This is a genomic window from Sulfitobacter sp. UBA4523 (assembly GCF_002388305.1).
GTDB lineage: Bacteria > Pseudomonadota > Alphaproteobacteria > Rhodobacterales > Rhodobacteraceae > Sulfitobacter > Sulfitobacter pontiacus.
Genome location: NZ_DGMH01000054.1, coordinates 554 through 17,342, shown reverse-complemented (window position 1 = coordinate 17,342; position 16,789 = coordinate 554). Strand labels below are relative to the sequence as shown.

The 16,789-nt window shown below is 61.6% G+C and carries 17 protein-coding genes; 13 read left to right on the top strand and 4 right to left on the bottom strand.

The window, feature by feature from the left end; genetic code table 11:
- Positions 1-339, bottom strand: a 339-nt coding sequence (locus B3849_RS13405) for a winged helix-turn-helix transcriptional regulator (RefSeq protein WP_286780283.1), incomplete at its 3' end; no start/stop codon positions are given.
- Positions 340-498: 159 nt separating this feature from the next.
- Here B3849_RS13405 and B3849_RS13400 point away from each other — a divergent pair.
- Positions 499-1,911 (top strand): MATE family efflux transporter, encoded by a 1,413-nt coding sequence (locus B3849_RS13400; protein WP_278426136.1) that lies wholly within the window; start codon positions 499-501, stop codon positions 1,909-1,911.
- Here B3849_RS13400 and B3849_RS13395 read toward each other — a convergent pair.
- Entirely contained in the window at positions 1,908-2,792 is an 885-nt protein-coding gene (locus B3849_RS13395) for a LysR family transcriptional regulator (protein WP_132998061.1), read from the bottom strand. The two genes, B3849_RS13400 and B3849_RS13395, sit on opposite strands and share 4 nt — an antisense overlap.
- Before the next feature lie 133 nt (positions 2,793-2,925).
- On the opposite strand from B3849_RS13395, the gene B3849_RS13390 reads away from it, so the two are divergent.
- The 9 genes from B3849_RS13390 (at position 2,926) to B3849_RS13350 (ending at position 12,229) form a co-directional block, all read left to right on the top strand.
- Entirely contained in the window at positions 2,926-3,873 is a 948-nt protein-coding gene (locus B3849_RS13390; protein ID WP_286780282.1) for a Bug family tripartite tricarboxylate transporter substrate binding protein, read from the top strand.
- A 35-nt stretch (positions 3,874-3,908) separates the two neighbouring features.
- Positions 3,909-4,379, top strand: a complete 471-nt coding sequence (locus B3849_RS13385) for a tripartite tricarboxylate transporter TctB family protein (RefSeq protein WP_286780281.1) — start codon at positions 3,909-3,911, stop codon at positions 4,377-4,379.
- Complete coding sequence (locus B3849_RS13380) at positions 4,380-5,897, top strand: tripartite tricarboxylate transporter permease (RefSeq protein WP_260006022.1); 1,518 nt, start codon at positions 4,380-4,382, stop codon at positions 5,895-5,897.
- Positions 5,881-7,470, top strand: coding sequence for a gamma-glutamyltransferase family protein (locus tag B3849_RS13375; protein ID WP_286780280.1), 1,590 nt, complete (start codon positions 5,881-5,883; stop codon positions 7,468-7,470). The genes B3849_RS13380 and B3849_RS13375 overlap by 17 nt, the downstream gene beginning before the upstream one ends.
- A gap of 99 nt (positions 7,471-7,569) precedes the next feature.
- Positions 7,570-8,547, top strand: coding sequence for a bile acid:sodium symporter family protein (locus B3849_RS13370; RefSeq protein WP_286780279.1), 978 nt, complete (start codon positions 7,570-7,572; stop codon positions 8,545-8,547).
- 207 nt (positions 8,548-8,754) lie between these two features.
- A complete protein-coding gene (locus tag B3849_RS13365; protein ID WP_132998058.1) occupies positions 8,755-10,023 on the top strand; it encodes a tetratricopeptide repeat protein in 1,269 nt (422 codons plus the stop codon).
- 86 nt (positions 10,024-10,109) lie between these two features.
- Complete coding sequence (locus tag B3849_RS13360) at positions 10,110-10,346, top strand: type II toxin-antitoxin system Phd/YefM family antitoxin (RefSeq protein ID WP_005848692.1); 237 nt, start codon at positions 10,110-10,112, stop codon at positions 10,344-10,346.
- Positions 10,343-10,741: a type II toxin-antitoxin system death-on-curing family toxin gene (locus tag B3849_RS13355; RefSeq protein WP_278426128.1), complete on the top strand. Its 399-nt coding sequence runs from the start codon at positions 10,343-10,345 to the stop codon at positions 10,739-10,741. Before B3849_RS13360 ends, B3849_RS13355 begins: the two co-directional genes overlap by 4 nt.
- Positions 10,742-10,843: 102 nt before the next feature.
- Complete coding sequence (locus B3849_RS13350; RefSeq protein ID WP_278426127.1) at positions 10,844-12,229, top strand: cytochrome P450; 1,386 nt, start codon at positions 10,844-10,846, stop codon at positions 12,227-12,229.
- Here B3849_RS13350 and B3849_RS13345 read toward each other — a convergent pair.
- Positions 12,211-13,602, bottom strand: a complete 1,392-nt coding sequence (locus B3849_RS13345) for a sensor histidine kinase (RefSeq protein WP_278426126.1) — start codon at positions 13,600-13,602, stop codon at positions 12,211-12,213. The genes B3849_RS13350 and B3849_RS13345 overlap by 19 nt on opposite strands.
- Before the next feature lie 175 nt (positions 13,603-13,777).
- Between B3849_RS13345 and B3849_RS13340 the strand changes: the two genes are divergently transcribed.
- Positions 13,778-14,506, top strand: a complete 729-nt coding sequence (locus tag B3849_RS13340) for an acyl-homoserine-lactone synthase (RefSeq protein ID WP_278426125.1) — start codon at positions 13,778-13,780, stop codon at positions 14,504-14,506.
- Here B3849_RS13340 and B3849_RS13335 read toward each other — a convergent pair.
- Positions 14,473-15,090, bottom strand: coding sequence for a TetR/AcrR family transcriptional regulator (locus B3849_RS13335; protein ID WP_114865448.1), 618 nt, complete (start codon positions 15,088-15,090; stop codon positions 14,473-14,475). The two genes, B3849_RS13340 and B3849_RS13335, sit on opposite strands and share 34 nt — an antisense overlap.
- Positions 15,091-15,203: 113 nt before the next feature.
- Between B3849_RS13335 and B3849_RS13330 the strand changes: the two genes are divergently transcribed.
- Positions 15,204-16,280, top strand: a complete 1,077-nt coding sequence (locus B3849_RS13330; protein ID WP_278426124.1) for an efflux RND transporter periplasmic adaptor subunit — start codon at positions 15,204-15,206, stop codon at positions 16,278-16,280.
- Positions 16,281-16,283: 3 nt separating this feature from the next.
- A partial coding sequence (locus B3849_RS13325; protein ID WP_286780278.1) for an efflux RND transporter permease subunit occupies positions 16,284-16,789 on the top strand: 506 nt, incomplete at its 3' end.

Sequence of the window (16,789 nt, the reverse complement as noted above, 5' to 3'; positions counted from 1 at the left end):
CGTGACCGACGGGCTGCCTTCAATCGGGACATGGGCGTTGGCCCAATCGATCAGCGACACCAACATCGGATAGAGCGCCTTGCCCCGGTCGGTCAGCCGGTATTCGTGGCGCAGGGGGCGGTCCTGATAAGCCTCGCGGCGCAGCACGCCGGCCCCCTCCAGCTTGCGCAACCGGTCCGCCAGCACATGCCGCGTGATCCCCAGCCGGTCCTGCATCTGCTCGAACCGGCGAATGCCCAGAAAGCAATCGCGCAGCACCAGCATGGTCCAGCGGTCGCCCACCACGGACAGCCCCCGCGCCACGGGGCAGGATTCATTCTGTAGCTCGTTCCATTTCATGCCTTGATCCTAGCAGGCATTGACAGGTTCTGAAAGAGAACTTACCCGTAGTGCATTCCAAAAAGGAACCGAGAGGCGAAAACTCGCCACTCCAAGCATTCGAACGGGGGAAACCATGCCACATCAGGTCGCCACATCGCAGCTCGGCAAGGCCAGCTGATGGCCCGCGTCACCCCGAACGCCGCCCCTGCCCTTTCCGCCGCCGCGACGCAGGCCCGCGCCACCCGGACCCGCGCCCTGCTAGAGGCGCCAATCGCGCCGACGCTGGCCAAGCTTGCCGCACCCAATGTCTTGGCGATGTTCGTGCAAACCGTGCAAAGCATATCCGAGGCGTATTTCGCCAGCCTTCTTGGGGTGACAGCGCTGGCCGGTCTGGCGCTGGTGTTCCCGCTTGTCATGCTGACGCAAATGCTGTCGGCGGGGGCCATCGGCGGGGCGATCTCGGCCGCGGTGGCGCGCGCACTTGGCGCACAAGACAGCGCGCGGGCGGCCACATTAGCAGTAGTCGCGTGGATGATCGCGGGTGCCTTTGCCGTGATCATGGCCCTTCTGGTCGGGCTGTTTGGCGTGGCGTTTTTTACCCTGCTGGGGGGCGGTGCCGATGCCGTCTCTGCCGCCGCGACCTATGCGCTGGTCTTCTTTCCCGGCTGCATGGCGATCTGGCTGTGCAATGCGTCACTCAGCATTATTCGTGGCACGGGCGATATGCAGACCCCTGCCGTGCTCTTGCTGCTGGTGTCCGTCATCTCGATCCCCTTGTCGGGCGGCTTCGCCCTGGGGTGGGGCCCCCTGCCCGCACTTGGCATGGCGGGGTTGCCCATCGGCGTCGTGCTCGCCTTTGCGATCGGGGCTGTGCTGGCGATGGCGCATATCCTGTCGGGGCGCACGGGGCTTAGCTTTGGCGGGGCCATTGGCCGGATCGACATCGGCATGTTCCGCGATATCCTCAGCGTCGGGGCGCTGGCGGCGGTGAATACGCTGCTGACCACAATCACCATCATCATGATGACAGGGCTCGTGGGCCGCTTCGGCGAAGAGGCGCTGGCCGGTTACGGGCTTGGCGCACGGCTCGAATTTCTGATGATCCCCGTGATCTTTGGCATTGGTGCCGCGATGACGGCGATGGTCGGGGCGAATATGGGCGCCGGTCAGGTGGACCGCGCCCTGCGCGTGGCCTGGACCGGATCTTGCGCGGCGGCGGTGATCGTCGGCGGTATCGGGCTGCTGCTCGCGGTGTTTCCCGACCTTTGGCTTGGCATGTTCCTTGACCCTTCCAACACCGGCGCGCTGGACGCAGGGCGCAGCTATTTCCGCCTCGTGGCACCGTTCTACGCCTTCTTCGCCCTCGGGCTCGCGCTGTATTTCGCGTCGCAGGGGGCGGGGCATATGGTCTGGCCGGTGATCAGCAGCCTCAGCCGGATGGCGGTGGCGCTGATCGGCGCGTTGATCCTGATGCAAACCGGCGGCCTGGGCCTGCGCGGCATCTTCATCGCCATCGGCGGCGCGATGGTGGTCTATGGCACGGTGATCGGCCTTGCGATCTGGCGTAAGGGCTGGCGCGCGCGGGCCTAGTCATAGACCTCTGCCGAGAGCCCCTGCTGGATCAGCGCGGTGACCAAAGCCGCCAGCACCTCGGCGCGGCGCGAGGTGACCCGCTGCACCAGCCCCAGACGGCGATGGATCGGCGGCGCCCCGAAAGGGAACCAGTCAAGCGAGGCGGTCTCGGCATCGTGCAGCGCGATCTGCGGGATAATGGCAAAGCCCAGACCCGCGCGCACACAGCCCACCACGGCTGGCATCGTATTCACCGACACGATCTGCCGCGGCGCGGCGCCAAGGCGGGCGATTTCGGTGTCGATCTGACGCGCCAGCGGCACCTGCGTGCGATAGCGGATATAGGGCACGTCGCGGATAAGATCATCCAGCGTGATCGTTCCGGTGCCGGGCGGGGTGAGAACGATCAGCGGCTCGGTCAGCACAGGGGTCCAGCGCAGACTGCTGGGCACCGCCACGTGATCCGCCACAACCGCCGCATCCAGCTGGCCCGAGACGACCTCGCTCATCAGCTCCTCGGACACACCGACGCGCAGCCTAAAGTTCAGGTAGGGAAAGCTGGCGCGCAACGTCGCAAGCGCCTGCGGCATCAGTGAATTTGCCCCGGTCCGCAACGACCCGAGCGCCACGGTGCCGCGCATCTGCTCCCCCGCGACGGAGGCCTTTGTGTCCGACACGATCTGCAGGATCGACTGGGCCGAGCGGACCATTTCGGCGCCCTTTGTGGTCAAGGCGGGCGGGCGGCGGGTGCGGTCGAACAACTGCGTGCCAATCTCTGCCTCTAGCGCCGCGATCTGCTGGCTGACGGCAGAGGCGGTCAGGTTCACGGCCTGCGCCGCCGCGGCAAAGCCGCCGTGCTGGCTAATGGCCAATAAAGTCTCAAGCTGACGTGTATCCATACCTCAAGATAAGATATACTAAATGTAATGGCAAGAATTACGCGCTTTGATATGGTTATTCTTGTGTTATTCACGAAACTGACACCAAACCCGTGGCGGATAAACCGCTGCTTCTCTCACAGGGAGTCCTCCTATGACGTTTCGTTCGGGCCTTGCCGCCCTTTTCACCGCTGCCAGCCTGATTGCAGCCCCCGCAACAGCCGACACCTACCCCGAGCGCGAGGTAGAGTTCATCGTGCCCTGGTCCCCCGGTGGCGGCTCTGACACCCTGATGCGTCTTGTGGCCAACAATGTGCAGCCCTTCCTTGGCGTGGAAATGCCCGTGATCAACATGCCCGGCGTCGGCGGCACCGTGGGCCTGCGCGAGGCCTCGCGCCGCGCCGCGGATGGCTATACCATCAGCCAAGTGCACGAAGGTCTGCTGGTCGCCACCGAAACCGGCATCACCGATCTGGCATGGGATGACTTTGACCCGATCGCACTGATGACAGCATCGCCCCAGTATCTGGTGGCGGGCAAATCCGACAATTACAGCAATTTCGAAGAATTCGTGACCTACGCCAAGGCACATCCCGGCGAGATTTCCATGGGCGTCACCTTGGCCGGCGTCCCGCATCTGCACGCCGCGATGATCGAACAGGCCTTCGGGCTTGAATTCAAATACGTCGGCTATGAGGGCACGGGCGAACGCGTGCGCGCGCTGGTTGGCGGCAACCTTGATGTGGCGATCGGCGACATCAGCTCCTCCAAGCAATTCGTCGACAACGGCGATCTGACCTTCCTTGCCGTCGGCGCGACTGACCGGGTGGACGCCGCCCCCGATGTGCCGACCTTCAAAGAGCTGGGTCAGGATCTTGAGCTGAACGTCACCCGCGGCATCGTGATGCCCAAAGGGGCCCCGCAAGAGGTCCGCGACACGCTTGAAGCCGCGCTGCAAGAGATGGCCCAAGACCCCACCTATATCGAGCAGACCAACAACGCGGGTGCCGATGTCGGGTTCCGCGGTCAGGAAGACTACCGCGCCTATCTGAGCAAACTGGACGAGACAGTGAAATCGCTGTCGTCGGTTCTGGCCCCATGAACGGGCACGACCCCATGAAGGCACAGGAGGCGGGCTTGGTTGCCCGCCTTCTGAGCTATGTCTTCCTCCTGCTGGCCTCGATCGCATTGTTCATCTCGGCCAGCGGCATTGCGACCTCGCGTTTTGAAAAGCTTGGCGCGGGGGCGTTCCCCAAGATCATCTTTGGCGCGATGGCGATCGTATCAGCCATCGCGATCATCGACGCGCTGCGCCAGATCCCCCGCCACGCTTACGGTGATTTCGCCATACAGGCCGTAGCATGGGCGAAACGCTGCTATCTGGTGTTTGTCTGCCTTGGCGCGCTCACCGCCTATCTGCTGGTCATTCCGGTGCTGGGGTTTTCCATCGCCAGCCTGATCTTCCTTTTCGTGCTTCAGGTGATCCTGATGCCACGCACGCCCAAGTCGATCGCCCTCGCCGCTGTGGTGGCGGTGGTTTTCTCCTTCGGGCTGAACTGGCTTTTTGCCGAAGTGTTCACCGTCTTCCTACCGCGCGGAGTGCTTTGAATGACTGATTTCATGACAGGGGCCGCGCAGATTTTCACGCTGGCGACACTCGCCTATATGCTGGCTGGGTCCGTCGCGGGCATCGTTGCGGCGGCGATCCCCGGTTTCACCGTCACGATGGCGATTGTGCTGACCCTGCCGCTGACCTTCACGATGGAGCCTTTGCAAGGCATCGCCGTGATGCTCTCGGTATATGTGGGCGGTTATACTGGCGGGCTGATCTCGGCGGCGTTGCTGGGCATCCCCGGCACGCCATCGTCGGTCGCCACGACCTTTGACGCCTTCCCCATGGCGCGCAACGGCGAACCGGGGCGCGCGCTGTCCATCGGGGTCTGGGCGTCCTTCTTTGGCACCGTGATCTCGACCATCGTGCTGATTTTCGCCGCACCGCCGCTCGCGCTTTTTGCCGTGCGCCTTGGCCCGTGGGAGTATTTCTCGCTCATCGTCTTCGCCCTCACAATCGTCGCCAGCCTTGTCGGCACCTCTGCCATGCGCGGCATTCTGGCGGGGCTGATCGGGCTTGCAATCTCTACCGTGGGGACGGACCCGATCATGGGCCGCCCGCGCTTTGATTTCGGCATAGAGATGCTGCAGGCCGGCCTGCCGTTTCTGGTCGTGCTGATCGGGATCTTCGCCATTTCCCAGCTTGTGTCAGAGGTAGAGAATGCCGACAGCGTGCGGTCGGGCAATGCGCTGGTCACAGGGGCCATCGATTTCCAGACATGGACCGTGATGAAGGAAGTGTTGATGCGTCCCGTCAACCTGCTGCGGTCCTCCATCGTCGGCGTGCTGATCGGTGCCCTGCCCGGTGCGGGCGGGTCCATCGCCAACCTCGTCGCCTATGACCAGGCCAAACGCGGGTCCAAGAATAGTGACAAATTCGGCACCGGTGAACCCGACGGCATCGTCGCCTCCGAGGCGGGCAACTCCGCCACCGCGGGCGGCGGGCTGATCCCGCTTATCGGTCTGGGCATCCCCGGATCGGCTGTCGATGCGATCCTCATGGCGTCGCTGATGGTGCATGGTATCTCGGTCGGGCCACGGCTGATCATGGATCACGGTGACCTTGTCTATGGCATGTTCATCGCGATGGTGGTCGCGTCCTTCATGATGCTGATCGTGTCGATCTGTTCTATGCGGCTGTTCCTGCGGGTGACCGAAGTGCCCAAATGGCTGATCGTGCCGGTGGTGATGACCTGCTGCGTCGTGGGCACCTTTGCGCTGAACAACCGCGTGACCGACCTTTACCTGCTGATCTTTATCGGCATCACCGGCTACACGCTGCGCGCCCTTGGCTATGCGCTGGCACCTTTGGTGCTGGGGGTCATTCTGGGCCCGATCGCCGAAACCAACCTGCGGCGCGCGCTGATGACGGACGAAGACCCGACGCTGTTCTTCACCCGCCCCATCAGCCTGATTTTCCTGATTGCGGCTGTCGTGTCCATTGTCTGGGCCATCCGCAGTCACCTCAAAAACCGTCCATCTACAGAAAGGCCATCCCATGCGCCTACGTCATGATCCCGTCTACCCGTCGCGCCGCTCGCCCATCCTGGCCGAGAATGTCGTCGCCACCTCGCAACCGCTGGCGACCCAAGCCGGTCTGTCCATCCTGCAACAAGGCGGCAACGCTGTGGATGCGGCCATCGCCACGGCGGCGGTGCTAACAATCGTCGAGCCCACGGGCTGCGGCCTTGGCTCTGACGCCTTCTGCATCCTGTGGGACGGCAAGCAGCTGCACGGGCTGAACGCCTCGGGCCGCGCGCCCGCCGCTTGGACGCCCGAATATTTCAAGGACGGCATCCCCGAACATGGCTGGGACGCCGTGACCGTCCCCGGTGCCGTCAGCGCCTGGGTCGAACTGTCTGAAAAATTCGGCAGCCTCGGCCTGTCGACCGTGCTGGCCCCCGCGATCCGCTATGCTGAAGACGGCTTTATCGTGTCGCCTGTCGTGGGCACGGCATGGGCCAAAGGGGCCGCGGTGCTCAAGGACCAGCCCGGCTTTGCCGAGACTTTCATGCCCGAGGGACGCGCGCCCAAACCCGGCGAACGCTTCCGCAACCCCGGTGCCGCACGCACCCTGCGCGCTATTGCCGAAACCAAGGGCCGCGCCTTCTACGAAGGCGAGATCGCGCAAGAGATCGCGGCCTTCGCCAAGGCCAATGGCGGCGCGATGACAGCCGACGATCTGGCAGCGCATCACAACGACTGGTGCGGCACCATCAGCCAAAGCTTTGACGACGTGGAATTGCACGAGATCCCGCCAAACGGTCAGGGCATCGCCGCGCTGATGGCGCTTGGCATGTTGCAGCACACCGACATTCGCGACCACGGCCCAGACGATCTGGCCGCCGTGCATTTGCAGATCGAGGCGATCAAACTCGCCTATGCCGACCTGCACGCCTATGTCGCCGATCGCGATCACATGACCGATGTGGACGAAGCGGCCCTGCTTGACTCCGATTACCTTAAATCCCGCGCCGCCTTGATTGATGCCAACAAGGCGCAGGACTTTGGCGCGGGGGCCCCGAAACAGGGCGGCACCGTGCTGCTGAACGTCGGTGATGCCTCGGGCATGATGGTCAGCTTTATCCAGTCGAACTACGCGGGCTTCGGCTCTGGCGTGGTGGTGCCGGGCACGGGTGTGTCCATGCAGAACCGCGGCTTTGGCTTCACGACGCAGGACGGCCACCCCAATCAGGTCGCACCCGGCAAACGCCCCTTCCACACGATCATTCCGGGCTTCGCCATGAAGAACGGCGCGCCGCTGATGGCCTTCGGCATGATGGGCGGGCCTATTCAGGCACAGGGGCATATGCAGCTTTTGCTGCGCACGCAGCTGTGGGACCAAGACCCTCAGACCGCCGCCGATGCCCCCCGCTGGCGCGCGATCGAGGGGTTGGCCGTCGCTTGCGAACCGTCGATGCCTGCCGATCTGCTCGACGGGCTCAAGGCGCTTGGCCATGCGATCCAGATCGAGGCGCCGGACAACGCCTTTGGCTTCGGCGGCGCGCAACTGGTGCAACGCAACGCGGCAGGCGGCTACGCCGCGGGCTCTGATCCGCGCAAAGACGGGCAAGCCGCAGGCTTCTGATCCCGCGCCACAGGGGCGAGCGGAAGGGTCACGCCTCCGCTCGCCCTTTACGGGCCGGCAGCGCCCCTATATCGATCTTTCGACAACGCAGGCATTCCCATGAACTATATCAAACGCATCGGCATCGACGCCTATATGATCTTGCTGCTGGCCACCGTGATCGCGGGCATTGTGCTGCCTGCCACAGGTGTCGCCGCCGAAGGCCTGCGCGGGGTGACCTTCTGGGCCGTCTCGTTACTGTTCTTTCTGTATGGGGCCAAGCTGGACCCAAGCGCGGTCAAGGCTGGCATCACAAATTGGCACCTGCAGGGGATGACCTTTGGCGCGACCTATGTGCTGTTTCCACTGATTGGCCTGCTGCTGGCGACGCTGTGCAGCCCGATCCTCGGGGCGACGGTGACCATGGGGCTGCTGTTTTTGTCGGTGCTGCCCTCGACCGTGCAATCCTCTATCGCCTTCACCTCGATTGCGGGCGGCAATGTGCCTGCGGCGATCTGCGCGGCCTCCGTCTCTAACCTCGTCGGGGTCATTCTGACGCCGGTCTTGGTGACCTTGCTGCTGCATCAGGGCGACGGCGGCGTCAGTCTGGATGCCATCGGCAAAATCGGCGTGCAGATCTTGCTCCCTTTCATCGTCGGGCAGGTGATGCGTCCGCTGGTGGGCGGGTTTGTGCAACGCCACAAGCTGCTGACCATGATCGTGGACCGCGGGTCGATCATGCTGATCATCTACTCTGCCTTCAGCGCGGGCACAGTCTCGGGCCTTTGGTCCGCGATCCCCGTCACCACGCTGATGCTGCTCTTTGCCGTGGTCTGGCTGTTTCTGGCCGTGGGCATGTGGTCGATGATCGCCTTTGGCAAGGCTGCGGGGATGCCCGACGCGGATCGCGCGGTGCTGTTCTACTGCGGGTCCACCAAAAGCCTTGCCAGCGGGTTGCCCATTGCCACGGCGCTTTTTGCGCCCGATCTGGTCGGTGCCATCGTTTTGCCGCTGATGATCTACCATATCTCGCAGCTTCTGGTCTGCGCCTTCGTCTCGCAGCGCGCGTCGCGTCGGGCCGCTGCGGCACCTGCCTAAAGTTACCCATGGGTATCCTTTTTGCCGATCACCCCCGCGCCCGCGCGCGGGTCTTTGCCGGTCGGGGCACCACGGCCTAAGCCACAGCAGAAACACGCAATTTTCCGCCGAGATTTGGCGGGGTGGCGGCGTGCATCGGTAGGGGACACGCGTTACGAAAACGCGAAAAGGCAGCAGGCTGCCGACCCGACAAGAAGGACCCTTTCGATGGCAGATAAAACAAAACGAAGCTGGTTTGGCCGTACCGTACTGGCCGCGGTGATGCCCGTGGCCGCGCAGGCCCAGACCGTGCAGGACGGCATGGCCGCGTTCGAGCAAGGCGATTATACCCACGCGCTGGAGCTGCTGCTGCCGCTGGCCGAACAGGGCGACGCCGAGGCGCAATGTCAGGTCGGCCGCCTATACTATCGCGGCGGCGATGGTGTGCCGCAAAGCTTTGATGATTCCGTCGCATGGGCGAAGAAGTCTGCCGAGCAGAACAACCCCTGCGGGTTGAACTCTCTGGGCGTGTCCTACCGCTTTGGTCAGGGCGTCGACCCCGATGCGAAAACCGCGTTCGACTATTTCACCCGCGCTGCGGCCCAAGGGTTTGACAAGGCGCAGTTCAGTCTGGGCAACATGCATGAACTGGGCGAAGGCACAGCGCAAAGCGATGCAGAGGCCCGCGCCTGGTATCGCAAAGCGGCAGAGCAAGGCAATGCCATGGGCCAGTACCGCTTGGGCATCTTGTTGCTGGAAGGTCGCGGCGGCGAGGCGGCCCCCGAAGAAGCACAGCAGCTTTTGCGTGCCTCGGCGGAACAGGGTCTGGCTGACGCGCAATATTCGCTGGGGTGGATGGCCAACCACGGCGTCGGGGTAAAGCAGGACCACGGCCAAGCACTTGAATGGTATCGGCTCGCGGCAGAACAGGGCTATGCCCCCGCGCAGATCAATCTGGGCAACCTCTATGCCGAGGGGCTTGGCACCTCGCAAGATGACGAGAAAGCCGTCGGCTGGTACTATGAGGCAGCGCGCAATGGCGTCCCCGCTGCGCAGGTCAACATGGGTAAGCACTATGCGCTTGGACGCGGTGTGCAGCAGGACTTTGACGAGGCGATGGTCTGGTATCAGCAAGCTGCGGAATACGGCGAACCCGTTGCCTATCTGAACGTAGGATTGCTGTATGAAAACGGTCAGGGCCGCCCCGCCGATCCGGCAGAGGCCGCGCGCTGGTACCGTGCCGCCGCCGAACGCGGAGAGCCCCGATCCCTTGCCAAGCTCGCGCATTTCTATGCCGAAGGGATCAGCGTCACACCGGACCCCGTGACCGCATGGGCGTTGCAGGATACCGCGATGGCCTATGACCGCGACGGCGCGCTGGATGCGCCCGAAGAACGGTTGATGCAAATGGGCCAGCAGTTGGCACCCCAGCAAAAAGGTGAGGCAAAGGCGCTGGCGCAAAGCTGGCAGAACGGGGAAGAGCTGGTCTTGCCTTAACGGTCCAGCCAAAGCTGTGACCACGGCCCATATGGACAAAATGTCCATTTTGACTATATTGTGCGGTGACGCTACAGGAGAGCCCCATGACACGTGTCACCGCCACCGAATTCAAGAACAACATCGGCGCATTCAGCGATGCGGCGATGAGCGAGCCTGTCATCATCACCAGCCATCAACGTGACCGTCTGGTGCTGTTGTCAGCGGATGAATACCGTCGCCTGACTGCCCTGACCGAAGGGGTGACCGCGCAGGATAAAGACCGCGTGGCGCGCGGGCTTGAACGGCATCGCAGCACGATACTGGAACTTGCCAAACGATGACGGAGCCCCGCTGGGTTACCCGCGAACTTGTTGAATACATGCATGATTGCGTTCTGGAACTGGCGGGCGGCGCGCGCGGGTTGCGCGATAGTGACCTACTGGAATCCGCACTGGCCCGCCCGATGAACCTATATGCCTTTGGTGAAACGTCGCTTTTTGAACTGGCCGCCTGCTATGCCGAAGCCATCGCCCGCAACCACGCCTTTGTCGATGGCAACAAGCGCACGGCCTTTTTTGTCGCCAGCGATTTTCTGGACCAGAACGGATACGAGCTGCAAGCCGCTGTGGATCAGGAACACGCCGATATGATGGTGGAACTGGCCCAAGGCAAAATGACCCGCGCCGACGCTGCCGCACATTTACGCAACCACAGCATCAAGACCTCTGCGACCTGACGTTTCGCGTTGGCGCGTAACTTTAGATAGAATTAATCATTGTTTCCCTGCTAGAAACACCGGTGTGATAAACGCCACCCGTGGGCCGGCAAGGAGACGACAATGAATACACAGAATATGCCTGCGCCCGATGGGGCAACACCGGCGCACCCGATCCCTGTCGAGGCGGATCTGGCCAAGGCCGATGTCGGGTTGATCGACTTTGCCAAAAAAGCGGGGAAGAACATTTTTTCGGTGATCCCCGATGCGACGCGCACGCAAAGCTATCTGAAAGGGCCGGCCAAGATCCACTATGTCTGTGACCCTGATATGGTGACCGAACTGCTGGCCGGTGTCGGGCGTCGCTTTCCCAAGGCGGAGTTTACACATAACGTCATCGGCCCCGTTGTCGGCAACGGCATGATCCTGTCGGAAGGCGAGAAATGGCGCGCGCAACGACATCGCTATGCCCCGCTTTTTGCCGCGCGCAACCTGCCCGTGCTGACCCGACATTTTGCCCAGACCGGCGACGAGCTGGCGGATTTCTTTGCGCGCACGGCGGGCGAGGTCGATGTATCGGATGCGGCGCAAGAGGCGACGCTTACCAATATCTCGCGGGTGATGTTCTCGGGGAACGAGGCCGTGTCCAAGCAGGATGTCCGTCAGGGGATGCGACGGTTCACCGACTATATCAGCTATATGTCGCTGTTCGACCTGATGGGGCTGCCGAAGTGGGTGCCCCGTCTGAAATGGCTGCGCAGCAAGAAAGCGATCCGTGATCTGCGGCAGTTGACCCATGACGTGATCGCCAACCGCCGTGCGCAGCGCCATGCAGAGGCGGTCGATTTTCTTGACCTGCTGATCGAGGCGCTTGAGACGGATAAGGAAGATGTCGAAACGACGGTCGATAACCTGCTGACCTTTGTCGCGGCGGGCTATGAAACCTCGGCCAATACAATCGCTTGGGGGCTGTATCTTCTGGCGATGCACCCCGAGGTACAGACCGATCTGCGCGCCGAGGTGATGGAGGCCTGCGGTGACGGGCCCATCGGCTTTCACGATCTGCCCAAGATGCCCAAGCTGCACGCACATGTGCGCGAAACCCTGCGGATGTATCCCGCAGGTGCCTTGTTCGCCCGTGATGCGACGGATGAGGTGACGATCAAGGATGTGACGTTCAAGAAGGGCGATGTGATCATGTTCCCGGTCTATGCGCTGCACCGGAACGAGCTGCTGTGGGACAATGCGGCGCTGTACCAGCATGACCGGTTTCTGGACCGTAAGTACCCGCGCGGACAGTATATTCCTTTTGGGGACGGGCCGCGCATCTGCATCGGGGCGCAATATGCCGAGACAGAGATTATGGTGCTGCTGGCCTCGGTGCTGCGGCGGGCGTCTTTTGAACTGACGGACCACCCTGTCGCGCCACCGAACTTGACCTTTACCATGCGGCCCGATGGCCCGCTGATGTTACGGGCCGTGCCGGTAGATCAGGCGGCGGTGGAATAGCTTTCGGGCTTAACCGCCTTGGCCGCATCCGCTGCCTTGAGCACAACACAGAAGGTGGTGCCCACGCCGAGCTTGCTTTTATAGGCGATGCTGCCGCCGTGGGCATCCACGATACGTTTCGAGATAGACAGGCCAAGGCCCGTGCCCTGGAACTTGCGTTGATCGCTTGAATCGATCTGGCCGAATTCCTCGAAGATGACGCTTTCGCTGCCTTCGGGAATCCCGATGCCCTGATCCGCGACCGAAATCACGAGGTTCTCGTCCTCGCGTTTGAGGCCCACACGGATGGTGCCCCCCGCTTCCGAGAATTTGGCGGCATTGGACAGCAGGTTCACGATCACCTGATCGAGCCGTTTCTTGTCGCCGCGCACGATGGGCTGGTCTGCGGCGACGTTGATCTCTACCGCGACGCCAAAGCGGCTGGCATAGGGCTGGAACGAATGGGCGGCCGTGTTCACGACCTCGGCCAGATCCACATTGCCCAGATCAAGCGAGAATTTCCCCACATCCGCTGATTGCAAAAGCAGCAAATCCCCGACGAGATCCCCCAGACGGTTCGAGTTGCGCGTCGCGATATCGAGCAGCCGCGACATTTTGTCCGGCACCTCGCCCGCTGACCCTGCGTTGATCAGGTCAAGCGCACCGCGGATCGACGTGAGCGGCGTGCGCAATTCGTGGCTGACGGTGGACAGGAAACGGGTCTTGGCCTCGCTTGCGGCGAGGGCATTCTTGTTCTCGGTCTGAAGCGCGAGGCGGTTCTTCATCAGCGCGGAATACCCTTTGATGAAGGTCCGGGCGAGTTCGAACACGAAGCCCAGAACAAACAGCGCGGTAAAGAGGTTCAGCCAGATTTCAGAGTCCAGCGAGGGGCGCGCCACGACGACATCGCGGATCGGGATATAGAGGATCGCCCCGATGTAGATCGCCAGCCGAAACCCCAGCACATACAAAAACTGGTGGTTGTTCATCGCCGCGAAGATAGAGGCGGAAATCAACAGGAAAAGCGGCAGAAAGTGGCTGTTTCCCACGCCCTGCTGGATCGCGATCGAGATGCAGAACATCGCAATCGTCGTCGCACTGAGCGCCGTGGTCATGTAGATATGGAACAGCGATTTGCGGATCTTCAGGGTCTTGGACCGGGTGTTGCGCAGGATGTAGCGCAGCACGACGATGTCATAGATTTCGCATAAGGCGATCGCGAAAAAGAAAAACAGCGCGACCCTCAGTTCATAGTAATACCCTGCCAAAGCAATAGCTGCGGTATAGATGATCGCCCGCTGGCCAAACGCCCGGCTGCCCACAAGCGCATAATCCCGCAGCCGACTTAGAACCGGGCGGGCCTGAGGCAAATTAACATTGTCAATTGCTTCCATGTTGCGCTTCCTCCGTCAGCCTGGCGCGGAATTGAGCGCCAAACGAATCTGCTGATATTTCACTACGATACACCTCAACTATTGGTGGAAAATTTGTTGCGATCATGGCAGAACCGTGGCTGTATGCATTTTGTTAACTTTTTCGTTACTTGAGCGGAGCTTTAGGCAGAGAACAATGGGTATCCAGAACGCAAAATCGCACCAGCGTGCAGAGACGATCCAGTTGGAGCCTTCGGTTCAGGCCGCTCTTCAGACACGACCCGTTGAAAGTGATGTAACTTCTTACGCGACACGGCTGGAAGAGACAGTGGTGCATATCGGCAACCAGTATCGGTATGGCCAACTCTATTCAGATTTTCTGAAAGCACGCAAATCAGTTTTTATCGATCAAAAGGAATGGGATCTGCCCCATACCGAAGGGATGGAGTTTGACCAGTACGACACCCCCCAAAGCCGGTCTGTCGTGATCCATGAATACGGCCGGGTGCTGGCGGGCGTGCGGTTGCTGCCCACCACGGCGCAATGCGGCTGTTATACCTATATGCTGAAAGACGCACAGCGCGGTATGTTGCCGGATATCCCTGAATATGTGCTTTACGAAGACGCGCCGGTGATGCCCCATGTCTGGGAAGCCACGCGGCTGTTTTTGTCAAGAAACGAGCCCGCGCATCGGCGGCTGGCGATCCAGACCAAGCTGATCCGGGGCATGGCGCGTGCCGCGACCGAACAAGGGGCGACCCATGTGATCGGGATCGTGCCTGCCGTGTTCCAACGCTGGATGAACCGTCTGGGGATGAGCGCCCTGCCCTTGGGCCCCAAGCTGAACATCAGCGGCGACAATACGCAGGCCGCGATCATGCATGTGGCGAATTACGCCGACCCGACCCCGCCTGACGCGCGATAAGCGACCAGAATGGTATCGACTGCACGGGTGACATGCTGGTCGATATCCTTGTAGGGGCGCGTCGTCAGCCCCAGTTGCGCACGGACCATGCCAAACCCCTTGAGCAATGAAATAAGGTCTTCGGCCACATCACGCGGGTCGAAATCGTCGCGCAGGTCGCCGTTTTCCTGCCCTTGCACCAGCAGACCGCAAACGGCGGCGCAAACCGCCTCGAAGGCGGCGGTATAGAAGGTGCGCCCGATCTGCGGGTAATCGCGGGCGACCTCGTGGATCAGGCAGGTAAATTCGACCGAATCCTGCTCCCCTAGAAAACTCAGGAATTTGCGCCCGAACGACATCAGCGCGGTGCGCAAATCGGGATGGTCCGAGATATCTCCCAACACCTCGGCGCGAAAAACCTCTGCCTCGGCCTCGAGCACATTTTGCAGGATCTCCGACATATTGTCGAAATGGCGATAGATCGTCGCCTTGGACACAGAAGCCTCGCGCGCCAAAAGGTCCGTCGTGACTTTTTCAAAGCCTTTGACGAAGAACAGGGCGCGCGCTGTCGACAGTATTCGCGATTTTGATGCGTTTTCATTCATATTGCAGAACTAGGACGTGTATGGGTGAAATAAAAGTGCTGAACGGTACCAAGGGGGGTTGAACTGTACGTCACTGCGCGTAAGTACCGCCCAGTACTCGAAAGGCCTTTGACATGAAGCAGCTGATTTCCGTCCTTTTATGCGCCACCCTTGCGACGCCTCTTGTTGCACAGGACGCAGATGACCTGACCCCCTCGGGCACGCCCGCGCCGATCAGGTCGGTCAAATTGATAGAGGCGGGCGGTGCCGCGTCGCAGGTGCAGCGGGTCTTTTTCGGCAAGATTGCAGCGCTGGAAACAGTGGACCTGTCGTTCGAGGTTGGCGGCCGCATGGTGATGTTCGACGCCCAAGAAGGGCAGTTCCTGCAAGAAGGCGTGCAGATCGCGGCGCTGGACCCGGTGCCGTTTGAACGCGCGGTACAACGTGCCGAGGTGCAGTTGACCCAAGCCGAACGGGATTTCGAACGTTCGCAAACGCTGGCCAAAAGCAACGCGGTGTCCACGGCACAGGCGCAGGATACGGAAACCGCCCGCGATCTGGCGCGGATCGCGTTGAGCGAGGCCCGCGAGGCGCTGGACCACGCGACGCTGATCGCCCCCTTCCGCGCCTTGGTCGCATCGCGTCTGACGCCGAATTATGCCAATGTCTCTCCGGGTCAGGCCATTGTGCGACTGCATGATATGTCGGAAGTACGCGTCGAGATCGACGTTCCCGAGCAGATGTTCCAGATGTATTCAAATGCGGCTGACGTCGAATTTACCGGCACCTCGCCGCTATTTGCCGGTGGTGTGCCGCTTGAATTGCGCGAGTTCAACGCCGAAACGCAAAGCATCGGGCAAAGCTACCGCGTGACGCTGGCGCTCCCCTCTGATCGGGTCACACCGAAACTGATCCCCGGCGCATCGATGAGCGTCACCGCGCGGATCGCGGCAGGTGACGACACTGCAACGACCCTGCCCCCTTCTGCCGTGGTCATGGCCGAGGATCAGGCGCGGGTCATGGTCTATACCCCTGACGAGACCGGCGAACAGGGTCAGGTCAGCTGGGTCAACGTCGACGTGTCCTCGAATACCGGCACAGATATCATCGCCATGGGGCTTGAGCCGGGCACCCTGGTTGTTGGCGCTGGCACACAGTTGCTGCGCGAGGGCGACACCGTGCGCCCCTTCAACGGGTTGAGCATCGAGTAAACTATGAAAATCGCACGTTTCTCCATTGAAAATCCGCTTTATACGTGGATTTTCATCCTCTTCGCCCTGTTTGGGGGTGTGTTTGGCTACCTGTCGGTCGGCAAGCTGGAAGACCCGAGCTTTACCTTGAAATCCGCCATCGTCGCCACCGCCTATCCCGGTGCCAGCGCGGCAGAGGTGGCAACCGAAATCTCTGAGGTGCTAGAGGCTGAAATCCAGCAGATGGACGAGGTCAAGACCGTCACCTCGCGCAATACCCACGGGCTGTCGGTCATCGAAGTCGAAATGCAGGATGAATACGACGGGACCGAGCTGCCACAGGTCTGGGACGATCTGCGGGATCGTGTGTCTGACGCGGCAAGCTCACTGCCCTCGGGGGCCTATCCGTCACAGGTGAACGACGACTTTGGCGATGTTTTTGGTATCCTTTATGCCGTCTCCGCCCCCGGCTTTTCGGATTCCGAGATCTGGGAGATCGCGACCTTTATCCGGCGTGACCTGCTGACGGT

What these genes read in the sequence shown, in the direction of transcription:
- B3849_RS13395 (WP_132998061.1), bottom strand. Translation starts at nt 2,792, where the DNA reads ATGGATACACGTCAGCTTGAGACTTTATTGGCCATTAGCCAGCACGGC.
- B3849_RS13360 (WP_005848692.1), top strand. Translation starts at nt 10,110, where the DNA reads ATGACACGTGTCACCGCCACCGAATTCAAGAACAACATCGGCGCATTC.
- B3849_RS13355 (WP_278426128.1), top strand. Translation starts at nt 10,343, where the DNA reads ATGACGGAGCCCCGCTGGGTTACCCGCGAACTTGTTGAATACATGCAT.
- B3849_RS13370 (WP_286780279.1), top strand. Translation starts at nt 7,570, where the DNA reads ATGAACTATATCAAACGCATCGGCATCGACGCCTATATGATCTTGCTG.
- B3849_RS13335 (WP_114865448.1), bottom strand. Translation starts at nt 15,090, where the DNA reads ATGAATGAAAACGCATCAAAATCGCGAATACTGTCGACAGCGCGCGCC.
- B3849_RS13375 (WP_286780280.1), top strand. Translation starts at nt 5,881, where the DNA reads ATGCGCCTACGTCATGATCCCGTCTACCCGTCGCGCCGCTCGCCCATC.
- B3849_RS13330 (WP_278426124.1), top strand. Translation starts at nt 15,204, where the DNA reads ATGAAGCAGCTGATTTCCGTCCTTTTATGCGCCACCCTTGCGACGCCT.
- B3849_RS13365 (WP_132998058.1), top strand. Translation starts at nt 8,755, where the DNA reads ATGGCAGATAAAACAAAACGAAGCTGGTTTGGCCGTACCGTACTGGCC.
- B3849_RS13340 (WP_278426125.1), top strand. Translation starts at nt 13,778, where the DNA reads ATGGGTATCCAGAACGCAAAATCGCACCAGCGTGCAGAGACGATCCAG.
- B3849_RS13345 (WP_278426126.1), bottom strand. Translation starts at nt 13,602, where the DNA reads ATGGAAGCAATTGACAATGTTAATTTGCCTCAGGCCCGCCCGGTTCTA.
- B3849_RS13380 (WP_260006022.1), top strand. Translation starts at nt 4,380, where the DNA reads ATGACTGATTTCATGACAGGGGCCGCGCAGATTTTCACGCTGGCGACA.
- B3849_RS13390 (WP_286780282.1), top strand. Translation starts at nt 2,926, where the DNA reads ATGACGTTTCGTTCGGGCCTTGCCGCCCTTTTCACCGCTGCCAGCCTG.
- B3849_RS13350 (WP_278426127.1), top strand. Translation starts at nt 10,844, where the DNA reads ATGAATACACAGAATATGCCTGCGCCCGATGGGGCAACACCGGCGCAC.
- B3849_RS13400 (WP_278426136.1), top strand. Translation starts at nt 499, where the DNA reads ATGGCCCGCGTCACCCCGAACGCCGCCCCTGCCCTTTCCGCCGCCGCG.